Consider the following 21264-nt stretch of genomic DNA (forward strand, 5'->3'; position numbering starts at 1 on the left):
AGGGCGAACGCCGCCGCGGAGACGATCTTGACGGTTCTCACATGAGGGGTGATTCCCCGGCCGGGTGATGATCCGGCCCTCTTCCGGTAAAAGAATCCGCCCGTTCTCCGGTCCGGCATCCCCTACGGCGGGCTCGGGGCGGGGACGGCCGTCAGGGAAGGCTGCGACGGGAGGTGCCGCTAGGCGGGGACGGAGGCCACGCCCGGCGGCAGGAAGCGCGGTTCGGCGATCCCGGTCCGGTCCAGGTACGGGGTGATGCCCCCCAGGTGGAACGGCCAGCCCGCGCCGAGGATCATGCACAGGTCGATGTCCTGGGCGGCCGCGACCACGCCCTCGTCGAGCATGAGGCGGATCTCCTCCTCAAGCGCCCGCAGCGCGCGCAGCCGTACCTCCTCGGCGGTCGACGGGGAGGTGCCGCCGGAGAAGAGGGCCACCGCCTCGGCGTCCAGTGAGAAGTCCGGGGCGTAGACGCCGGGCTTGCCGGCCGCGACCAGCCGGGCGAGATTGTCCGACACGCCGTAGCGGGCCGGGAAGGCGGCGTGCATGGTCTCGGCGACGTGCAGCGCGACGGCCGGGCCGACGAGCTGGAGCAGGGTGAACGGGGTCATCGGCAGGCCGAGCCCGTCCAGCGCGTGGTCGGCGACCTCCAGGGGAGTGCCCTCGTCGACGGCGCCGATGACCTCGCCCATGAACCGGGTCAGGATCCGGTTGACCACGAACGCGGGCGCGTCCTTGACCAGCACGGACGACTTCTTCAGCGACCGGCCGACCGAGAAGGCCGTGGCCAGCGTCGCGTCGTCGGTCTCGGCGCCCCGGATGATCTCCAGCAGCGGCATCACGGCCACCGGGTTGAAGAAGTGGAAGCCCACGACCCGCTCGGGGTGCCTCAGCGAGGAGGCCATCTCGGTGAGCGGCAGCGAGGAGGTGTTGGTGGCCAGCACGCACTCGGCGGAGACGACCTCCTCCACCTCGGCGAACACCTTCTGCTTGACCTTCAGGTCCTCGAAGACCGCCTCGATGACGAAGTCGGCGTCGGCGAACGCGTCCTTGGTCAGCGAACCGGTCACCAGGGCCTTGAGCCGGTTGGCCTGGTCGCCGGAGACGCGGCCCTTGCCGAGGAGCTTGTCGATCTCGGCGTGGACGTAGCCGACGCCCTTGTCCAGCCGGGTCTGGTCCAGGTCGGTCAGCACGACCGGGACCTCCAGGCGGCGCGCGAACAGCAGCGCCATCTGGGAGGCCATCAGGCCCGCGCCGACGACGCCGACCTTGGTGACCTTGCGGGCCAGGGCCTTGTCGGGGGCGCCGGCGGGCTTCTTGGCCCGGCGCTGCACCAGGTCGAAGGAGTAGAGGCCGGCGCGGAGCTCGTCGCCCATCAGGAGGTCGGCCAGGGCCTGGTCCTCGGCGTCGAAGCCCTCGTCGCGTGAGGCGGTGCGGGCCAGCTCGATCAGGTCCAGCGCCCGGTAGGGGGCGGGGGAGGCGCCGTGCAGCTTCATGTCGACCAGGAAACGGGCGTCGGCGACGGTCTTGGACCAGTCCTCGGCGGTGTGGTCGGTCCGGGAGACGGTCACCTCGCCGCGCAGCACCCGGGCCGCCCAGCGCAGCGACTCCTCCAGGAAGTCGGCGGGCTCGAACATCGCGTCGGCGACGCCGGCCGCGAAGGCGTCGCGGCCCTTGATCATGCGGTTCTGCGAGAGCGGGTTCTCGATGATCAGCTTGATGGCCGCGGCCGGGCCGATCAGGCGGGACAGCAGCTGGGTGCCGCCCCAGCCGGGCACCAGGCCCAGGAAGCACTCGGGCAGGGCCACCGCGGGCACGCCGGAGGAGATGGTCCGGTAGGTGCAGTGGAGGGCGACCTCCAGGCCGCCGCCCATCGCCGCGCCGTTCACGAACGCGAACGACGGCACCTCCAGCTCGCCGAGGCGGCGGAACACCTCGTGGCCCAGCTTGCCGATCTGCAGCGCCTGGTCCCGCTCGGAGACCGTCGCGGCGCCCTTGAGGTCGGCGCCCACCGCGAAGACGAACGGCTTGCCGATGACGCCCACGGCCGCCAGGTCACCGCGGCCGGCCACCGAGTCCAGGGCCTCGTCCAGCGAGGTGAGGCCTCCGGGGCCGAACGTGGACGGCTTGGTGTGGTCGAAGCCGTTGTCCAGCGTGATCAGGGCCATCGTGCCCGCGCCGTACGGCAGCTCCACGTCACGGACGATCGCCTTGGTGACGACCTCGTCGGCGAAGAGTTCCTTGATGTCCGTCACTTCTTACCTTCCCAGCCCAGGTTCTCCCAGATGACCGTTCCGCCCATGCCCATGCCGACGCACATCGTGGTCACGCCGTACCGGACGTCGGGGCGCTCGCCGAACTCGCGCGCGAGCTGCGTCATCAGCCGCACGCCGGAGGAGGCAAGCGGGTGACCGAAGGCGATCGCGCCGCCGTAGGGGTTGACGCGCGCGTCGTCGTCGGCGATGCCGAAGTGCTCCAGGAATGCCAGCACCTGTACGGCGAAGGCCTCGTTGATCTCGAACAGGCCGATGTCGGAGATCGAGAGCCCGGCCAGGCGGAGCGCCCGCTCGGTGGACGGGATCGGGCCGACGCCCATGACCTCGGGATCCACGCCCGCGAAGGCATAGGAGACCAGGCGCATCTTGGGGGCCAGGCCGAGCTCCTCGGCGACGTCGGAGGCGGCCACGATGCAGCCGGTCGCGCCGTCGTTGATCCCGGAGGCGTTGCCCGCGGTGACCCGGCCGTGCGGGCGGAAAGGGGTCTTCAGCGTGGCGAGCCCCTCAAGGGTGGTTCCGGGGCGGGGCCCCTCGTCGGCGGTGGCCAGGCCCCAGCCCTTCTCCGCCGACCGGGTGGCCATCGGGACCAGGTCGGGCTGGATCCGGCCGTCGGCGTAGGCCTTGGCGACCTTCTCCTGGGAGGCGAGGGCGAAGGCGTCCGCGCGCTCCTTGGTGATGGCCGGGTAGCGGTCGTGCAGGTTCTCCGCGGTCATGCCCATGACCAGGGCGGAGCCGTCCACGAGCTGCTCGGCCAGGAACCGGGGGTTGGGGTCCACGCCCTCACCCATCGGGTGGCGGCCCATGTGCTCGACGCCACCGGCGATGGCGACGTCGTAGGCGCCGAAGGCGATGCCTCCGGCGACCGAGGTCACGGCGGTCATGGCGCCGGCGCACATGCGGTCGATCGAGTAGCCGGGCACGCTCTTGGGCAGCCCGGCCAGTACCGCGGCGGAGCGGCCGATGGTCAGGCCCTGGTCGCCGATCTGCGTGGTGGCCGCGATGGCCACCTCGTCGACGCGCTCCGGCGGCAGGTTGGGATTACGCCGGATCAGCTCGCGGATGACGCGGATCACCAGGTCGTCGGCGCGCGTCTCGGCATACAGCCCCTTGGGGCCCGACCTGCCGAACGGCGTGCGCACGCCGTCGACGAATACGACGTCACGAGAGGAAGGCACGGGGTTCGCTCCTCGTTGCTGGGTAGCTTCCCCCCTATGCTACTGGTCGGTAACAACACCTCGTGCGATCAGGGGGTCCGTGCGTCCGGGATGCGGGGGGAGGACGTCTCTGGCAGACTTGGAAAACGCTTTCCTGGAGGTTGCCGATGGTCACGCTTGAGGATGTCGCACGGCAGGCGGGCGTCTCGCTCGCCACGGCGTCGAGGGTGCTCAACGGAAGCACCCGGCAGGTGGGGGCGTCCCTGCGCGCCAAGGTGGAGCTGGCCGCCGCCCAGCTCGGCTACCGGACCAACGTGGCCGCCCAGACGCTGGCCCGGGGGGCCAGCAACGTGATCGGGCTGGTGGTCCACGACCTCACCGACCCCTACTTCGCCGCGCTCGCCGACGGGGCCATGCGGGTGGCGGACAGCCAGGGACTCGTGGTCATGGTCGGCACCACGCGCCGCGACCCCGAGCGGGAGATCTCCTACGTCTCGGCCCTGAACGCGCAGCGGGTCTGCGCCGTGCTGCTCGCCGGATCCCGGATCGCCGACCCGCACGTGACCCGCAGGCTCCGGGAGGAGCTCGACCGCTACCGGGAGACCGGCGGCCGGGTGGCCTGCGTCGGCCAGGACCTGCTCGGGGCCGACACGGTGGTGCCGGGCAACCGCGAGGGCGCCGCCGCGCTGGCCCGGGCCCTCACCGGACTGGGGCACCGCCGCTTCGCGGTGCTGGCCGGCCCCGCCGGGCTGATCACGGCCCGCGACAGGGTGGCGGGGTTCGCCGGGGTGCTCGCCGGGCTCGGCCTGCCCGCCCCGCAGATCGTGCACGGCTCCTTCGACCGGGACGGTGGCTACGCGGCGGCGGCCGAGGTCTCCGGCGCCACGTGCGTGTTCGCGGTCAACGACGTGATGGCGGTGGGCGCGCTGGCGGCCTTCAGGGACCGGGGGGTCCGGGTGCCGCACGACATCTCCGTGGCGGGCTTCGACGACATCGTCACCCTGCGGGACCTGGTCCCGGCCCTCTCCACGGTACGGCTGCCGCTCGCCGACATGGGCGCCCGCGCGCTGGAGCTGGCCCTGGACGCCGCCGAGGGGATCCGGGTCGAGTCCGTGGCCGGTGAGGTGGTCCTGCGGGAGAGCACGCGCGGGCCCGCCTGAGGCCGCCTCGGCGCGACGAACGGCCCGGCCACCTCACGGGTGTCCGGGCCGTTCGCGTCGTAGGAGGCGGTCAGCGGTTGCTGAGCGTCGGTTGTCCCTGCTCGTTCATGGGCGGGACGGTGATCTGCCCGCGTAGCCAGCGGATCGTCCAGATGACCCCGTCGCCGTAGGCGGGAGGATGCTGGCGACCCCGGCCGAGCTGCCGGGACACGTCCTCGGCGGCGCTCTCCTCCATTCCGAGGTTGAGTCCGGTCGGCCCGTGAATGGGGCGGGGGGTGTTCCGGACGGGGGACTTCGAGCGGTGACCGAGCAGCCATTCACACACGGCGACCGTTCCGGAGCACCATGCCTTCTCCCGCTCGCCCGGCATGCTCCGCAGGCCCGCCCGGGCCAGCTCGGCGACCCGGTTGATCTCGGCGTCGGTGCGCAGGATCACCCCCCGGCCACCGACCAGATGTCCCCAGCCCGTGGAGGAGCGGCGACCGGGCATCGGCACTCCGTCCTTCGCGCCGATCAACCAGTTCAGGGCACTGATGACCCCGTCGGCCGGAACAACCCGGCCCTCGCGCGGAACCCGTTCGGCGGCATCGATCTCCGCACGTGCTTCGGCCAGAGTGGGCAAGGCTCCCGATGACGGGCGACCGCTGATCGGCGCCTGGTCACGTTTGCCGAGAGCCCACAGAATGGCCTCTCCCTGTCCGGTGGGGGCCGACTCCGGATTGGCGGCCTCCCACTCCCTTATCGCTTCGAACACAGCCGTCACATGCTCCGGCGGCCGCTGTACGGCGGGACTCGCTTCGCTCTCTGCGGTCGTCATAACCCCCACCGTACGGTTACCCGCCCACCGCTCCGGCGTGAAGCCGTCATCGGGACCGGATGGACACCTCCGTCCCGCGGCGGAACGGACCTCCCGCCGCACGTCCGGCCCCGTGTGTCAGCCTCCGACGAGCTCGCCGAACCTGGCCATGATCCTGGGCAGCACCTCGTCGGGATCGGCGGCCCACACGTCGGCGTTGAAGATCTCCACCTCGATGTCCCCGGTGTAGCCCGCCTCGGTCACGGCCGCGGTCAGGGGTGCGAAGTCGATCACGCCGTCGCCCATCACGCCCCGGCCGAGCAGCACGTCGGCCGGGAGAGGGGACAGGAAGTCGCACACCTGGTAGCTCGCGATCCGCTCCCCGGCCCTGGCGATCTGCCGGAAGACCTGCGGGTCCCACCAGACGTGGAAGGTGTCGACGACGACGCCGACCTGCTCCACCGGGTACGGCTCCGCGAGGTCCAGGGCCTGACCGAGGGTGGACAGCACCGCCCGGTCGGCGCAGTACATCGGGTGGAGCGGCTCCAGGGCCAGCCTGACCCCGCGCTCACCGGCGTACGGGGCAAGGACGGCCAGCGCCTCGGCGACCCGCTCCCGAGCGCCCGCCAGATCCCGCGAGATCGCGCCCAGGGGCTCGCCGGGGACCACGCCCGGCAGGCCGCCGACCACCATGACCAGGCAGGCGGCCTTCAGGGCGGCGGCCTCGTCGATCGCCCTGCGGTTGTCGTCGAGCGCGTCCCCCGAGGTCAGGAAGCCGCCCCGGCACAGGGACGACACCCGCAGCCCGGCGTCCCCGACCAGTTCGACGGTCTCCTCCAGCCCCTGCTCGGCGACGTCCTGCCGCCACAGGCCGATGGCCTCGACGCCGTGCCGTACGCATCCGTCGACGGCCTCGGCCACCGACCACCGCCTGGTCGTCCACTGGTTCAGCGCGAAACGGCGCACGGCCCGCCCGTCTCCTGTCCGCCCGCTCACAGTCCGTGCACCGCCAGTAGGGACCTCATCCGGGAGACCGCCAGCTCGGGGTCGGCCAGCAACCCGGCCCGGTCGGCCAGGCGGAACACCTCGCTCAGGTGGGGGAGCGACCGGGCCGCCTGGGCGCCGTTGACCATGCAGAAGGCGTCCTGGTGGCCGTTGAGCCAGGCCAGGAAGACGATGCCGGTCTTGTAGTTGTAGGTCGGCGTCTCGAAGATCTTCCGGGAGAGGACGGCCGTCGGGTCCATGATCTCGTCGTAGCCTTCGAGGTCGCCCGCGTCGAGCGCGTGCAGGGCCGCGGCCGCCGCCGGGGCGATCGCGTCGAAGATGCCCAGCAGCGCGTGGCTGCCCGACCTGATCAGTGAGGGGTAGTTGAAGTCGTCGCCGGTGTACAGCCTCACGCCCTCGGGCAGCGCCGCGCGCAGCCCGATCTCGTGCTCGGCGTCCAGCAGCGAGACCTTGACCCCGTCCACCATCGGCGCGTGCTCGCAGATCAGCGCCAGGAACGACGCGGTGGCCTCCGCCACGTCCGCCGAGCCCCAGTAGCCCGCGAGATGCGGGTCGAACATCTCGCCGAGCCAGTGCAGGATCACCGGCCGGTCGACCTGGGAGAGCAGCTTGCCGTAGACCGTGTGGTAGTCCTCGGGCCCGCGCGCGATCGCGGCGAGCCGGCGGCTGGCCATGACGACGACGCTGGCGCCGGCGTTCCGCACGGTCTCGATCTGCTCGGTGTAGGCGGCCACGATCTCGTCCAGCGTCCCGGCCCGCGGCGCGTGGTCGGTGCCCGCGCCGCAGGCCACCAGCGCGGCCGGGTCGCCGAAGGCCGCCGCCTCGGCGGCGCTGCGCCCGATGAGCTCGCGGGTGGCCGCCCAGTCCAGGCCCATGTTGCGCTGCGCGGTGTCCATGGCGTCGGCGACCCGCAGGCCGTGGGACCACAGATGGCGGCGGAAGCGCAGCGTGGCGTCCCAGTCGACGGCGGCGGGGGAGCCGGGGGTGTTGTCGCCGAGCGGGTCGGCGACGACGTGGGCGGCGGCGTAGACGGTGCGGCTCTTCGCGGGACCGGGAGGCCTGGCCCAGGTGACCGGCTCGCGCAGGGTGTGCTCCCCGCCGGGCAGTGTGATCCTCATCAGGGCTCCACCGGCAGGCGGCGGCCCTCGGCGGAGGAACGCAGGCCCAGCTCGGCGAGGCGGACGCCGCGCGCGCCGGAGGCGAAGTCGTGCGGGAACGGCGCGTCCTCGATCACGTGGCGGACGAACATCTCCCACTGGATCTTGAAGCCGTTGTCGAAGTCGGCGTTGTCGGGCACCTCCTGCCAGCCGTCGCGGAAGCGCGCGGTGACGGGGAGATCGGGGTTCCAGACCGGCTTGGGGGTGGTGGCGCGGTGCTGGACGCGGCAGTCGCGCAGGCCCGCGACCGCGCTGCCGTGCGTGCCGTCCACCTGGAACTCCACCAGCTCGTCCCGGTTCACCCTGACGCTCCAGGAGGAGTTGATCTGGGCCACGATGCCGTTCTCGAGCTCGAACACGCCGTAGGCGGCGTCGTCGGCGGTGGCCGGGTAGGTCCTGCCCTCCTCGTCCACCCGCTCGGGGATGTGGGTGACGGCCTGGGCGTAGACCGACCGGACCCGGCCGAACAGGTTCTCCAGCACGTAGGCCCAGTGCGGGAACATGTCCAGCACGATGCCGCCGCCGTCCTCGGCGCGGTAGTTCCACGACGGGCGCTGCGCGGTCTGCCAGTCCCCCTCGAAGACCCAGTAGCCGAACTCGCCGCGCACCGACAGGATCCGGCCGAAGAAGCCGCCGTCGATCAGGCGCTTGAGCTTGAGCAGCCCCGGCAGGAAGAGCTTGTCCTGCACGACGCCGTTCTTCACGCCTCTGGCGGTCGCGGCCTCGGCCAGCGCCAGCGCCTCCTCGAAGGTCTCCGCGGTCGGCTTCTCGGCGTAGATGTGCTTGCCCGCGTCGATCGCCTTCAGCACGGACTTCACCCGGGCCTGGGTGACCTGGGCGTCGAAGTAGACGAGGTTGCCGTCGTCGGCCAAGGCTGCGTCCAGGTCGGTGGTCCAGTCGGCGATGCCGTGCGCGGCGGCGAGCCTGGCGAGTTTCTCCGGGCTCCGGCCCACCAATACCGGCTTGAGCGTGACCCGGCTGCCGTCGGACAGCGTCACACCGCCCTGCTCGTTGATCGCCAGGACCGATCGGACCAGGTGCTGGCGGTAACCCATACGGCCGGTGACGCCGTTCATCACGACGCCGATGCTTCGCGGTGACATCTTCTCGAGCCTCCTGTGGAAAGCGCTTTCCATATAACCGTACGGCAGCCGTCGCGCCCTCGGCAAGCGCTTTCCAGGAGAGGTCCGAGCGGCCCGGCCGGGAGGCGTCAGGTGACGACGCCGGCGAGACGGCCGATCATGAGGCGTGATCACTCTGCCGGAGCGGGACAGGCCGGCAGGAGGCCGTGAGGGCGCCGGAGTGCCGCGTCCGGGTGCGGACAGAGGCCGGGAAAGTCATTCAGGGTCAGATGATCGCCCGCTGGAAATGGATATAAGCCTGCATGCCGTACATAAAGCATGAAAGATGTGAAAATGGGGGGATTGTTGCTGGAAGTGCGGCACGGAAAGGCGTGGCGGCACGCGGGCGCCGCCCATTCGAGGGCGATCCGGATCGCCGTCTCAGAGTGGAGACGGATGGACCACGGCTCGCCCGGGATGTCAGCCGTGAGAACTTAATGGACAGATCATGGCTAAAGCGACTTTTCGGGCAGATGTATTAAATCTCGCCTTTGGTCTCCAGCCGGATCAGCGCCTTGGCCATCGGATGGGCGGTCAGGCCGATCTGCCACTCCCGGGCGCCCAGCTCGCGCAGCCGGGCCGAGACGGTCTCCTCGTCGATCACCGAGGGCGGCTCCCAGGTCAGGCGGCGCACGGCGTCGGGCTGGACCAGGTTCTCCGTCGGCATGTGGTGCTCGTCGGCGAGCGCGGCCACCACGGCCCTGGCGGCGGCCAGCCGCCGGGCGGCGACCGGGTCGCGGTCCATCCACCGGTTGGCGGGCGGCGGCCCGTCACCCGGGGTGCTGGGCTGCGGCAGCTCCGAGTCCGGCAGCGCGCGGCCCCTGCCGATCGCGGCCAGCCAGTCGCGCAGGTGCCGGCGGGCGCTGCGGCCGGTGAACGGGGGGATCTCGGTGAGCGCCTTGGTGGTGCGGGGCAGCTCCAGGGCGGCGGTGATGATCGCCGAGTCGGGCAGGACCCGGCCGGGGGCGAGGTCCGACTCGCGGGCGAACTCGTCGCGGAGCGTCCACAGCTCCCGGACCACGGCCAGCCCGCGCAGCGAGCGGACCTTGTGGATCCCGGAGGTGCGCCGCCACGGATCCGAGCGCGGCGCGGGTGATTTGTACGCCAGCACCGAGGCGAACTCCTCCTGCGCCCAGGCCAGCTTCCCGCTGGTCCTCAGCTCCTCGTAGAGGACGTCCCGCAGCTCGACCAGGACCTCGACGTCGAGCGCCGCGTAGCGCAGCCAGTCTTCCGGCAGCGGGCGGGTGGACCAGTCGGCGGCCGAGTGGCCCTTCTCCAGCTTCAGCCCGAGGACGTTCTCCACCATCAGGCCGAGCCCGACCCGCTCGTAGCCGAGCAGCCTCCCGGCCAGCTCGGTGTCGAACAGCTCCCGGGGACGGAAGCCCAGCTCCGCCAGGCACGGAAGGTCCTGGGAGGCCGCGTGGAGCACGACCTCCGCGTCGGCCAGCGCCGTGTCGAGCTCCGACAGGTCCGGGCAGTAGGTCGGGTCGATCAGCGCGCTTCCCGCACCCGCGCGGCGCAGCTGCACCAGGTAGGCGCGGCCGCTGTAGCGGTAGCCGGAGGCCCGCTCGGCGTCCACGGCGACCGGGCCGGTGCCCTCGGCGAAGGCGCGCACGACACGCGCGAGGTCCGCGGGATCCTCGATGACGGGTGGGATTCCCTCTCGCGGCTCCAGCAGCGGAACGATGGTTGTCTCGTCGGTCACGTTCGGAAGGGCTCCGGATCTTCGCGACGGCGTGGCGGCAGGGTCGCCACGTCGGGTGGCAGGGGTGGTATACCCGCCGCAAGGCACATCAGATCGCACCAGGCGGCGACATGGCCGGAAAGATCCTCCTCCAGCGGAGACCAGGAGGCGCGCAGCTCCAGCTCCGTGGTCACCGGGTCCTCGGCCTTGTTGCCGAAGCCCTCGGAGACCGCCCGGGTGACGGTCCCCCCCGCGGCGGCGTAACCGGCGCCGTGCGCGTCGAGCGACTCGGTGAGCCAGCTCCACGCGACGGGACCGAGCAGCGGATCCTCGGTGATCTCCGGCTCCATGTCCGCCCGGACGTAGGCGACCAGGCGGAACGGCCCGTCCCAGCCGCGCTGGCCGTCCGGGTCGAAGAGCATGATGAGGCGGCCGACCGCCAGCTCGTCGTCGTCGCGATAGACCGACGCGCCGATGGCCGCCGAGTAGGGGGCCAGGCGCTGGGGCGCCGGGATGTCCTCCAGCTCGATCTCCGGTCTGACCTCGGCAGGGCGCAGAGTGGCCGCCGCCCGCCGGAAGGCGGCGGGAGCGGGCGGTGCGTCACCGAGGGTCATATCGGAAGAGTAGGTCGGAACTGAGCGCATTGGGACCACTGGGGTGTGTGTAGGAGCCATTGGAGCCAATCAAGCCACTGCCATCGACCGGCGGAGGACGGGCGCGCCCTCGCCGTCGGGGACGCCGAGGAACAGCGCGTGACCGCACTCGGCGCAGGCCCACTCGGGGCACCGGCCCGGCCCGTGGCCGTCGGAACAGGGGGGCTGCTCGAAAACCCGTTCGGTGGCACAGGAAGCACAGTGCTCACCGCGGCGTTCGGGTGAACTCCACATCGTGGACATCGCACGGGCCTTTCGTCGGGTCGTGGTCCGACGTTGGCACGTCGCGCCGACAATTCCGCGCAACGTGCTCGGCGTGTCCCGAAAGTGGTGCCGGAATCGATGCCGCGCGGTGACTTGACGAACATTTGGACCAGTCAGGGGCTGCGCCAGGTTCATCAATGGGAGGAACTGTACCCGGAAACATGATCGCTCCGCGCCGTCCCACGGCATCGGATGCCTACCTACATCGGTTTCCGGCGGACGAAGCACTCGAAACCGGCAGAACCCGATCGTCGTCATGACTTGAAACTGTCTGGGCGTTGTTGGTAGTGATCTCATTGAATAACCGGTGATTTCGTACCGAGAACCCCAGCTAATGGCCTTGGTGAGCGGACCGCCCCCCTGGCATGGCACCCTGGGAGGGTGACTCCCGAGCTTGCCGACTCTCCGTTCCTGCGCGCCTGCCGCCGCCTGCCCGTCTCTCACACACCCGTGTGGTTCATGCGCCAGGCCGGTCGCTCGCTGCCCGAATACCGGGCCGTGCGCGGAGAGGTGCCGATGCTCACCGCGTGCGCCACCCCCGAGCTCATCGTGGAGATCACGATGCAGCCGGTCCGCCGCTACGGCGTGGACGCGGCCATCTTCTTCAGCGACATCGTGGTGCCGCTCAAGGCGATCGGGATCGACCTGGACATCAAGCCCGGCGTCGGCCCGGTGGTGGCCGAGCCGATCAGGGATGCCGCCGCGATCGAGGCGCTGCGCCCGATCGAGCCCGGCGACGTCCCCTACGTCACCGAGGCCGTGCGCGCGCTGACCGGCGAGCTGGGCCCGACCCCGCTCATCGGCTTCGCGGGCGCGCCGTTCACCCTGGCCTCGTATCTCATCGAGGGCGGCCCCTCCAAGAACCACGACCACACCAAGGCCATGATGTACGGCGAGCCGCGTCTGTGGCACGCCATGATGGAGCGGCTGACCGCGATCACCCTCGAATTCCTGCGCATCCAGATCGCCGCCGGAGCCTCGGCCGTCCAGCTCTTCGACTCCTGGGTCGGCGCCGTCGCCCCCGAGGACTACCGCGAGTTCGTCCTCCCCCACACCAGCCGCATCTTCGCCGGCCTGGCCGACCTGGACGTCCCCCGCATCCACTTCGGCGTCGGCACCGGAGAGCTGCTCGCCCTGCTCGGCGAGGCCGGGGCCGACGTGGTCGGCGTCGACTGGCGGGTCCCGCTCGACGAGGCCGCCCGGCGGGTCGGGCCGGGCAAGGCGCTGCAGGGCAACCTGGACCCGGCGACGCTGTTCGCCCCCTGGGAGGTCGTCGAGCGCCGCGCGGGTGACATCCTCGCCCGCGGGGCCAAGGCCGAGGGCCACATCTTCAACCTCGGCCACGGCGTGCCGCCCGGCGCCGACCCCGACCAGCTCGCCCGCCTCACGGACTTCGTGCACAGGACCTCGGCCCGCTGACGTCCCGCGCCGGGAACGCGGCGGGCCTACGGCCCCTCGGACGGATCCGGGCCCGTCCCCCGCCCGGGTCCGCCGGGAGCCCGTCCCTGCTCGGAAGGCTGTGCCCGGCCGGGTCCGTCCGGCGTCCGATCCCGCTCGGAAGGCTGTGGCCGGCCGGGCCCGTCAGGAACCTGTGCCCGCCCGGAAGGCTGTGCGCGGCCGGGTCCGTCGGGCACCTGTGCCCGCCCGGAAGGCTGTGCGTGGCCGGGTCCGTCGGGCACCTGTGCCCGCCCGGAAGGCTGTGCGTGGCCGGGTCCGTCGGGCACCTGTGCCCGCTCGGAAGGCTGTGCCCGCCCGGGGCCGTCCGGAGCCCGTCCCTGCTCGGAAAGCTGTGCCTGGCCGGGGCCGTCGGGAGCCTGATCCCGCTCGGGGCCGTCGAAGACCCACTGGGATCCCTGGCCGCCGGGGCTCCCCGCCGGTCCGCCGGGAGCGGCCGCGAGCGGACGCGACGGCGCCTTCCGGGAGCCGTTCCTCCTGCTACGGCGGAGCATGAAGGCCACCAGCAGCCAGAGCGGGACGATCACGATCAGCCAGGGGAGCAGGACGCCCAGGACCGTCAGCCCGATCTTGAGGGCCGTGACGAAGCCATTCCAGCCCGACCGCAGGCCGCCGAGGAAACCGGACGGCTCGTCCTCCTCCTCGGGGATCACCGTCGCCGGGCCCACCAGGTTCAGCGTCAGCGTCGCCAGGCTCGTCTGCGAGGCGAGCGACTTCTGCCTGGCCTGGAGCGCCTCCAGATCGGACTCGCGGCCGGAGATCTCCCGCTCGACGTCCAGCACCTCGCCGATCGTGTCGGCCTTCTTCAGCAGCGCGCGCAGCGAGTCGAGCGCCGACTTCGCCGACCTCAGCCGGCTCTCCACGTCAGCCACCTGCTCGGTGACGTCCTCGGTGTTCTGCTGGAGCGACTCGCGCGTGCCGAGCTCCTTGCCCAGGCGCTCCAGCACGCCGGGGTAGCCCCCGGGCGGGATCTTGAAGACCAGCATCGCGGAGCCCTCGCCGCCGGAGTAGGCGTCCGACTTCTCCATGGCCAGGTGGCCACCGGCGGTGGTGACGATCTGCCGGGCCCGGTCGGCCGCCCCGGTGACGTCCTTCGCCCGGACCGTCATCTCCGCCGTGTAGATGATCGCCCGGTCCTGCGGGACCACCTTCACCTGTTCGGTCCGCGCCCGCGGCTCCGCGGGCCGCGGGGCGCTCTCGCCCGCGCCGGACTCCCCGTCCGGACCCCTCGTCTGCCTGCCGGCCGCCGGAGCGGGGGCGGAGTCGGAGGTCGTGAATCCGCCCGTGCCTCCGCAGGCGGACACCAACAACGCCAAACCCGCCAGCGGGACCGCGAGGCGCCGGCCGTACCGGAATCTGCTCATGTCCTTATTGACGGGCTGTCCGCCGCTGGGGTTTGGCAGGGGGAGTCACGATGACGTCACGTTCCCCGTGCCCGCGGGACACGGGGTGGCGGGTCGCACGGGCGCCCATGGGGGACGGTACGGTCAGGAGTCATGGAAGGCAACCGGTGCCATGTGGTGATCGTCGGCGGCGGGATCGCGGGGCTGGCCGCCGCGTGGTACCTGCGACAGGGCGGCGAAGGTGTCCGGGTGACCGTGCTAGACGGCGCCCGGCGAGTCGGCGGCAAGCTTCTGGCCACCGAGGTCGCGGGGGTCTCGGCGGACGCCGGGGCCGAGGCGATGCTCGCGCGGCGGCCCGAGGGCAAGGACCTGGCCCGGATGGTCGGCCTGGGCGAGGAGTTACGGCATCCCGGCGCCACCCAGGCGGCCATCCTGTCCCGGGGGACGCTGCGGCCCATGCCCAAGGGGCACGTCATGGGTGTCCCGTCCGACCTGACCTCGCTGGCCAGATCCGGCATTCTCAGCCCCGGCGGCCTCGCCCGCGTGCCCCTGGACCAGATCCTGCCCGCCACGCTCGTCGGCACCGACGTGTCGGTGGCCGCCTACATCCGCGCCCGGATGGGCAGCGAGGTGGTCGAGCGCCTGATCGAGCCGCTGCTCGGCGGCGTCTACGCCGGCCAGGCCGACAGGCTCTCGCTGGACGCGACGATGCCGAGGATCGCCATCGCGGCCCGTTCCGAGCGGTCGCTGCTCGCCGCTACCCGGGAGATCGTCGCCGAGGCGCCCAAGGACGCCGGGCCCGTCTTCACCACCCTGCGGCGGGGGATGGGCAGCCTGCCGGAGGCCGTGGCCGAGGCCTCCGGCGCGGAGATCAGGACCGGCGTCATGGTCCGGGAGATGCGCCGGTCCGGGAGCGGCTGGCAGCTGGTGGCCGGGCCGGTGCCCGAGCCCGAGGTCATCGAGGCCGACGCGGTGATCGTCGCCACCCCGGGACCGTCGGCGAGCCGCCTGCTCGCCGGTGAGGCGCCTCTGGCCGCCGCTGAGCTGGCCAGGATCGACTACGCCAGCATGGCCATCGTCACCCTCGCCTACCCGCGAGAGGCGTTCCCCCAGCCGCTGACCGGCAGCGGCTACCTGGTGCCGCCCGTCGACGGGCGGCCGATCAAGGCCGCCACGTTCAGCTCGGTCAAGTGGCCGCACCTGGCCGAGGCCGACCCCAACCTGATCCTGCTGCGGTGCTCGATCGGCCGCCTCGGGGAGGAGGCGGTGCTCCAGCGCGACGACGCCGAGCTGATCGCGCTGGCGATGGCCGAGATGGTCGAGGTCATGGGGGTGCGCGGGCTGCCGCGCGACTCCCGGGTGACCCGCTGGGGCGGCTCCCTGCCGCAGTACGACGTGGGTCACCTCGACCGGGTCGCCCGCATCCGCGCCGCCGTCGCGGGCCAGCCGGGCCTGGCCCTGTGCGGCGCGGCCTACGACGGCGTCGGCATCCCGGCCTGCATCTCCACCGCCCGCACCGCGGCGGCCCGGATTCTGGACCACCTGGACCCCACGGGAGAATGGCAGAAGAGAGCCGACTCGCTGACGAGCTGACGGCGTCGACGGAACTGACGAAGAGGTGAGGACGACGGACGGGAACCCGCGGCCCAAGGCGCGCGACTTGAACCAGGTGATCCGCTACACGATGTGGTCGGTCTTCAGGCTGACCGAGCGCTGCCCGGACAACCGTGAGGGCATGGCCGACGAGGTCGAGGACCTGCTGGCACAGATGGCGGAGAAGGACGTGGTCACCCGCGGCCTCTACGACGTGGCCGGCTTCCGGGCCGACGCCGACTTCATGTTCTGGTGGCACGCGCCGACCGCCGAGGACCTTCAGGACACCTACGCCCGGTTCCGCCGCACCGACCTCGGGCTGCTGACCGAGCCGGTCTGGTCGGCGATGGCGCTGCACCGCCCGGCCGAGTTCAACAAGTCGCACATCCCGGCCTTCCTGGCCGATGAGGAGGCGCGCCGTTACGTCAGCGTCTACCCGTTCGTCCGCTCCCTGGAGTGGTACCTCCTGGACGACGCCGACCGCCGCCGGATGCTCGCCGAGCACGGCAAGATGGCCCGCGACTACCCGGACGTCCGGGCCAACACCGTCGCCTGCTTCTCCCTGAACGACTACGAGTGGATGCTGGCCTTCGAGGCCGACGACCTGCACCGCATCGTCGACCTGATGCGCACCCTGCGCGCCGCCGAGGCCCGGCGGCACACCCGGGAGGAGACCCCCTTCTTCACGGGGATCCGCAAGCCGGTCAGCGAGTTGATCGCCGCCCTGCCGTAGCCCGGGCGCGGAGGCCGCACGGTCCCGGCCCGCCGTCGCGGACGGGGTGCCCCGGAGCCGGTTGGCGCGCCGTCGTCCCGGGTACGCCCGGGGTCCCCGGGACACGTGGGACCTCGGGGGCGGCGACGTCCAGATGAATTCCGCGAAACGTCCGATATCATCCCGTGGTTTGTCATACTCAGGGAAAATCACCTGTCTATGTGAGGCCAAGGGTGAGAAGAGGCGAAGACCTGGCACGGTCCACCGGGCGCGCGGACGCGCGCCGCAAGAGGAAGATCCGGTCGCGGATCCTGGAGGTCTCGGTGGGGGTGACCGCGCTGGCGGTCGCGGGGCTGGCGCTGGGAGGGTCCCTGCTGCGGCCCGCCCCGCAGTCCCAGGCGCAGTCGCAGGCGGCGGGGATGGCCCCGGCGGCGCCGCTGGAGGCCGCCGCCGGTGGAGGCCCGGTGATGGCCGCCCGGCCCGGCGCGGGCAAGCAGGCGGCGGACGAGACCAAGGCCGCCGGGCTGTCCAAGCACAGCGACAAGAAGGCGTTCGCCTACTTCGAGAGCCACAAGGCGACCAAGCGCGTCAAGGACATCCGCATAGTCGGTGGCTATCTACGGATATATACGGATCTTCCCGAGTCGGCGGACAACTCGAAGCAGGCGCTGAAGCTGTGTGAGACGGGCGTGAACTATCTCGTCGGAGAGCTCGGCGTGTCCAGCCCGGTGGTCTTCGTCCAGGCGAAGTTCGGGGAGAACGGCAATCCCGTGCTCGCGAACATCCTCGGGCCCGACGACTCCGACTGCCGCGTCACCCATCCCGAGCCCGGCGGATAGCGGGGGCGGCGGGGCGTTCCGCCCGATCAGGTCACCCGGACCCGGGTCTTGCCGCAGACCTTGCAGCGCTGGGTGACCACCCGGCCGATGATCTCTATGACCTCCCACTTGTGCCGGATGTGCACGGCGGCTCCTCGAGGAAGATCACGTTACGGAGGTGTCCGTATACTCTGCGTGATTTCGCTCTACCCCGCCTCTGCCCGCCCGCACCGCCGGGGATGCCAAATGTGGCGTGTCCGGGCCGGTGGGCGCGGAAGGTGTGACCGTTCCGCCGGCCCCGCCCCGCGGGCCCGGCGGAGCCGGTGGTCAGTCGGTGGGCTCCAGCCTGAGCGAGACGGAGTTGATGCAGTAGCGGTCGTCGGTGGGGGTCGCGTAGCCCTCGCCGTGGAAGACGTGGCCGAGATGGGAGTCGCAGGCCGCGCAGCGGACCTCGACGCGGGTCATGCCGAGCGAGCGGTCCTCGATCAGGGTCACCGCCTCCGATTCCGACGGCTCGTAGAAGCTCGGCCAGCCGCAGTGGCTCTCGAACTTGGTGTCGGACCGGAACAGCTCGGCCCCGCAGGCCCGGCAGCTGTAGACGCCTTCGGTCTTGGTGTCGACGTATTCTCCGGTGAAGGGGCGCTCGGTGCCCGCCTGGCGGAGAACGTGAAACTCCTCGGGAGAGAGCTGGACGCGCCACTCGGCGTCGCTCTTGACCACCTTGTCCATCACATCAGCCTATGCGGTCGCGGCGCGTCCCCGGTGGAGGCGGGCACCGGGGGGCGGAGCCTGCCGGATGTCCGAAAAAATCACTAAGGGCGAAGCATCCAATAATGTCCGATTTGGCGTCTTTATCACCAGGGGGGTTTTTCGCCTTCCTGATTAAGGGTGAGATCATCTGTCGGGCCGCCCAACGATCAACTGGGTGGCCGGATGCCGCCGGCCGGGTGGCGCGCCAGCGCCCGGAACCGGAGAGCGAGACGGGTGGTCGCATGGTCCGTCCCGTCGAGAGCCCGGTCCCGCCGCCGTGGCGACTCCGGGGCGGACCCGCCTTTCGGAGAGTAGCGTTCGGTTCATGGCATCGCCGTACATCGAACTCACGGTCGGGGACAGAGTCGTCAAGGTCACCAACCCCGACAAGGTCTACTTTCCAGAGATCGGGGCGACGAAGCGCGACCTGGTCGAGTACTACGTGAGCGTGGGGGAGGGGGCGCTGCGCGCGCTGTACGACCGCCCCACCTATCTCAAGCGCCATCCCGACGGGGTCGAGACCGAGGGCATCTACCAGAAGCGCATGCCCGCCAAACACCCCGAGTGGCTCCAGACGGTCACGGTCCGCTTCCCCAGCGGGCGCACCGCCGACGCGCTCCGGGTGACCGAGGTCGCCGCCATCGCCTACTGCGCGAACCTGGGGACCATCGACTTCCACCCGTGGCCGGTCCGCTCCTCCGACGTGGACCGTCCCGACGAGCTGCGCATCGACATCGACCCGCAGCCCGGCACGGGCTTCGAGGAGGCGCGCCGGGTGGCCTTCGCGGTCAACGAGATCCTCGGGGAGCTCGGCATGACCGGCTTCCCCAAGACCTCCGGCAGCCGGGGCGTCCACGTCAGCCTGCGGATCGAGCCGCGCTGGGACTTCACCCAGGTCCGTCACGCCGCCATCGCCTTCGCCCGGGAGGTGGAGAGCCGGGTGCCCGACCTGGCCACCACCGCGTGGTGGAAGGAGGAGCGGGGAGAACGGGTCTTCATCGACTACAACCAGAACGCCCGCGACCGGACCGTGGCCGCCGCCTACTCGGTCCGGGCCAAGCCGCACGCCCCGGTCTCGACCCCGCTCACGTGGGAGGAGCTGGCGGACGCCGACCCGCGCGACTTCGACATCCGGACGGTCCCGACCCGGTTCGCCAAGCTGGGTGACGTGCACGCCGCGATCGACGACCGGGCCTTCTCGATCGAGCCCCTTCTGGAGTGGTTCGAGCGCGACGACCGGGGTGACATGCCCTATCCGCCCAACTACCCGAAGATGCCCGGCGAGCCGAAGCGGGTGCAGCCCAGCAAGGCGCGCGACGATTCCCGGTGAGTGACCGGCCTCGGCGGCGGCCGTCTCGCCCGACGCCGGGGCCGACGACCGGCCGCCCCTCCCGGCCGGTCTCGCCGCCGCGGGCGGCGGGCGTACGGGGTCAGGGATCGCGGGGCAGGCCCAGGGCGCGTTCGGCGATGATGTTGAGCTGGATCTCGGTGGTGCCGCCGCCGATGGTGAAGGCGCGGGTGGTGAGGATCATCCGGTTCCAGTACGGCGAGGCGGGGGCGAGCGACCAGCAGAACTCCGAGACGGCCTGGGAGTGGCGCATGCCGAGGAGTTTGCGGACGCTTGAGGCGGTCCCGGACTCTCCTCCGGAGAGCTGGGAGAGGGTGACGCGCAGGCCGAGGGCGGACAGGGCCTGACCGGAGGCCCACAGGCGCCCGGACTCCTCCCGGGCGGCCGGGCGCAGGGCGCCGGGGCCGCCGAGCTCGCCGATCAGCCTGACCATGTCGGTGTGCCGGGAACCGGGGCCCCATGAGTCGCCGAGGGCGACGCGCTCGTGGGAGAGGGTGTCGCGGGCGACCCGCCAGCCCTGGCCGACCTGGCCGACGACCAGGTCGTCGGGGACGAAGACGTCGTCGAGGAAGACCTCGTTGAAGATCTCCTCGCCGTTGATCTCCTTCAGCGGGCGGACGGTCACGCCGGGGGAGGACATCTCGACCAGGAAGTAGGTGATGCCCTCGTGCTTGGGGGCGTCGGAGTCGGTCCTGGCCAGGCAGATGGCCCACTGGGCCCACTGGGCGAGGGAGTTCCAGATCTTCTGGCCGCTCAGCGACCAGCCGCCCTCGACCCGGACGGCCTTGGTGGTCAGGGAGGCGAGGTCGGACCCGGCGCCGGGCTCGCTGAAGAGCTGGCACCACATGATCTCGCCGGTGAGGGTCCGGGGCAGGAAGCGCTCCTGCTGCCGCGGGGTGCCGTAGCGGACGATCGAGGGAACGGCCCAGGCGGCGATGCCGAGGTTGGGGCGCTTGAGGGCCCGGAACTCCTGGTGGATGACGACCTGCTCCAGCGGTGAGGCTGCGCGGCCCCAGGGCCTGGGCAGATGCGGCATGATCCAGCCCTCGCCGGCGAGCCGGGCGAGCCTGTCCAGCGGTTCCGCCCCGGCCAGCGACGCCACCGAGGCCCTGATGTCCTCCCGCAGGGCCCCGGCCTCCGCTGGCAGGTCGGGCTCCATCCGCCGCCGGACCCCGCCGGCGGCCAGCTCGGCCACCCGTTCGGCCCACTCGCCGGGGTCGCCGCTCAGCGCCCGCAGGGACAGCGCCCTGCGGTAGTAGAGGTGGGCGTCGTGCTCGTAGGTGTAGCCGATGCCGCCCAGGACCTGGATCGCGTCCGCCGCGCACCGTACGGCGGCGTCCGCGGCGAGCACCCCGGCCGTGCCGGCCGCCAGCGCCGCCTCGTCCGCGGGTCCGTCGCCGTCGAGCGCGCGGGCGGCGTCCCAGACCGCGGCGCGGGCGTGTTCGAGGGCGACGAGCATGGCGGCGCACTTGTGCTTGACACCCTGGAACTGGCCGATCGGCCGTCCGAACTGCTCGCGGACCCTGGCGTGGCCGGCGGCGGCGGCCACCGCCCAGGCCGCCACCCCGCAGGCCTCGGCGCCGAGCAGGACGGCCGCCAGGTCCGCCACGAGGCCGGAGGTCACCCCGCCCAGCACGCGGTCGTCCGGTACGGCGTGCGCCATCACGGCCGCCAGGCGGCGTGACAGGTCGATGCCGTCGAGGCCCTCGGCCGCGCAGTCGGCGCGGTCGAGGGCGGCCCACCGGCCGTCGGGGAGCGGCAGGACGAAGAGGTCGGCGCCGGGGGAGCCGAGCGCGGTCGCGGCCGGGCCCGCCGCGGCCGCACGCGCCCCGCCGGGCAGGGCGACGGCGGCGGTCAGGGTGCCGCCGGCCAGACCGGGGAGCAGGCCGTGCACCGGGAGGGACCCGTCCCGCGAGGGCGGGGCGTCCGCGGTCCGGGCGTCCGCGGTCCGGGCATCCGGGGCCGGGGGGTTCACCGG

General features: G+C 72.0%; 17 protein-coding genes. 6 read left to right on the forward strand and 11 right to left on the reverse strand.

Going from position 1 to position 21264, the window contains the following annotated elements; translation table 11 throughout:
• Nucleotides 1–179: 179 nt before the first annotated feature.
• Together CA984_RS28880 and CA984_RS28885 are read right to left on the reverse strand one after the other, a co-directional pair.
• Nucleotides 180–2252: a 3-hydroxyacyl-CoA dehydrogenase NAD-binding domain-containing protein gene (locus CA984_RS28880; RefSeq protein WP_086576673.1), complete on the reverse strand. Its 2073-nt coding sequence runs from the start codon at nt 2250–2252 to the stop codon at nt 180–182.
• On the reverse strand, nt 2249–3448 hold the full coding sequence (locus tag CA984_RS28885; protein ID WP_012893169.1) for a thiolase family protein: 1200 nt from the start codon (nt 3446–3448) through the stop codon (nt 2249–2251). The genes CA984_RS28880 and CA984_RS28885 overlap by 4 nt, the downstream gene beginning before the upstream one ends.
• Before the next feature lie 146 nt (nt 3449–3594).
• Between CA984_RS28885 and CA984_RS28890 the strand changes: the two genes are divergently transcribed.
• Complete coding sequence (locus CA984_RS28890; protein WP_086576674.1) at nt 3595–4587, forward strand: LacI family DNA-binding transcriptional regulator; 993 nt, start codon at nt 3595–3597, stop codon at nt 4585–4587.
• 70 nt (nt 4588–4657) lie between these two features.
• Here the strand turns inward: CA984_RS28890 and CA984_RS28895 are convergent, their stop codons facing one another.
• The 6 genes from CA984_RS28895 to CA984_RS28920 all read right to left on the reverse strand — a co-directional run bounded on the left by CA984_RS28895 (nt 4658) and on the right by CA984_RS28920 (nt 10964).
• Nucleotides 4658–5404: a hypothetical protein gene (locus tag CA984_RS28895; protein WP_165781456.1), complete on the reverse strand. Its 747-nt coding sequence runs from the start codon at nt 5402–5404 to the stop codon at nt 4658–4660.
• A 117-nt stretch (nt 5405–5521) separates the two neighbouring features.
• The gene (locus tag CA984_RS28900) at nt 5522–6349 is read right to left on the reverse strand and encodes a sugar phosphate isomerase/epimerase family protein (RefSeq protein WP_423229331.1); all 828 of its coding nucleotides are present in this window, start codon (nt 6347–6349) and stop codon (nt 5522–5524) included.
• A 26-nt stretch (nt 6350–6375) separates the two neighbouring features.
• Nucleotides 6376–7506 carry a dihydrodipicolinate synthase family protein gene (locus CA984_RS28905; protein ID WP_086576677.1) on the reverse strand — a complete coding sequence of 377 codons (1131 nt, stop codon included), beginning with the start codon at nt 7504–7506 and terminating at the stop codon, nt 6376–6378.
• Nucleotides 7506–8648: a Gfo/Idh/MocA family protein gene (locus tag CA984_RS28910; protein WP_086576678.1), complete on the reverse strand. Its 1143-nt coding sequence runs from the start codon at nt 8646–8648 to the stop codon at nt 7506–7508. The genes CA984_RS28905 and CA984_RS28910 overlap by 1 nt, the downstream gene beginning before the upstream one ends.
• A gap of 496 nt (nt 8649–9144) precedes the next feature.
• Nucleotides 9145–10371, reverse strand: coding sequence for a ribonuclease D (locus CA984_RS28915; protein WP_086576679.1), 1227 nt, complete (start codon nt 10369–10371; stop codon nt 9145–9147).
• Nucleotides 10368–10964 carry a DUF3000 domain-containing protein gene (locus tag CA984_RS28920; protein WP_012893162.1) on the reverse strand — a complete coding sequence of 199 codons (597 nt, stop codon included), beginning with the start codon at nt 10962–10964 and terminating at the stop codon, nt 10368–10370. Before CA984_RS28920 ends, CA984_RS28915 begins: the two co-directional genes overlap by 4 nt.
• A gap of 684 nt (nt 10965–11648) precedes the next feature.
• Here CA984_RS28920 and hemE point away from each other — a divergent pair.
• The gene (hemE, locus tag CA984_RS28930) at nt 11649–12686 is read left to right on the forward strand and encodes a uroporphyrinogen decarboxylase (protein WP_086576680.1); all 1038 of its coding nucleotides are present in this window, start codon (nt 11649–11651) and stop codon (nt 12684–12686) included.
• 26 nt (nt 12687–12712) lie between these two features.
• Here hemE and CA984_RS28935 read toward each other — a convergent pair whose 3' ends face one another.
• A complete protein-coding gene (locus CA984_RS28935) occupies nt 12713–14086 on the reverse strand; it encodes a DUF4349 domain-containing protein (protein WP_086576681.1) in 1374 nt (457 codons plus the stop codon).
• Between the two features lie 132 nt (nt 14087–14218).
• Between CA984_RS28935 and hemG the strand changes: the two genes are divergently transcribed.
• The 3 genes from hemG to CA984_RS28950 all read left to right on the forward strand — a co-directional run bounded on the left by hemG (nt 14219) and on the right by CA984_RS28950 (nt 17209).
• A complete protein-coding gene (hemG, locus tag CA984_RS28940; protein ID WP_086576682.1) occupies nt 14219–15658 on the forward strand; it encodes a protoporphyrinogen oxidase in 1440 nt (479 codons plus the stop codon).
• A gap of 91 nt (nt 15659–15749) precedes the next feature.
• On the forward strand, nt 15750–16391 hold the full coding sequence (hemQ, locus tag CA984_RS28945; RefSeq protein WP_242676233.1) for a hydrogen peroxide-dependent heme synthase: 642 nt from the start codon (nt 15750–15752) through the stop codon (nt 16389–16391).
• Nucleotides 16392–16603: 212 nt separating this feature from the next.
• A complete protein-coding gene (locus CA984_RS28950; protein WP_086576684.1) occupies nt 16604–17209 on the forward strand; it encodes a hypothetical protein in 606 nt (201 codons plus the stop codon).
• A 306-nt stretch (nt 17210–17515) separates the two neighbouring features.
• On the opposite strand, the gene msrB is transcribed toward CA984_RS28950, so the two are convergent.
• Nucleotides 17516–17917, reverse strand: coding sequence for a peptide-methionine (R)-S-oxide reductase MsrB (gene msrB, locus CA984_RS28955; RefSeq protein ID WP_012893155.1), 402 nt, complete (start codon nt 17915–17917; stop codon nt 17516–17518).
• A 346-nt stretch (nt 17918–18263) separates the two neighbouring features.
• On the opposite strand from msrB, the gene ligD reads away from it, so the two are divergent.
• Nucleotides 18264–19268, forward strand: coding sequence for a non-homologous end-joining DNA ligase (ligD, locus tag CA984_RS28960; RefSeq protein WP_086576685.1), 1005 nt, complete (start codon nt 18264–18266; stop codon nt 19266–19268).
• Nucleotides 19269–19368: 100 nt separating this feature from the next.
• On the opposite strand, the gene CA984_RS28965 is transcribed toward ligD, so the two are convergent.
• Nucleotides 19369–21264 (reverse strand): acyl-CoA dehydrogenase family protein (locus CA984_RS28965; protein WP_086576687.1); only part of this gene is annotated, 1896 nt, incomplete at its 5' end.

Origin of the sequence: Streptosporangium minutum (assembly GCF_002149035.1) — a bacterium.
GTDB lineage: Bacteria > Actinomycetota > Actinomycetes > Streptosporangiales > Streptosporangiaceae > Streptosporangium > Streptosporangium minutum.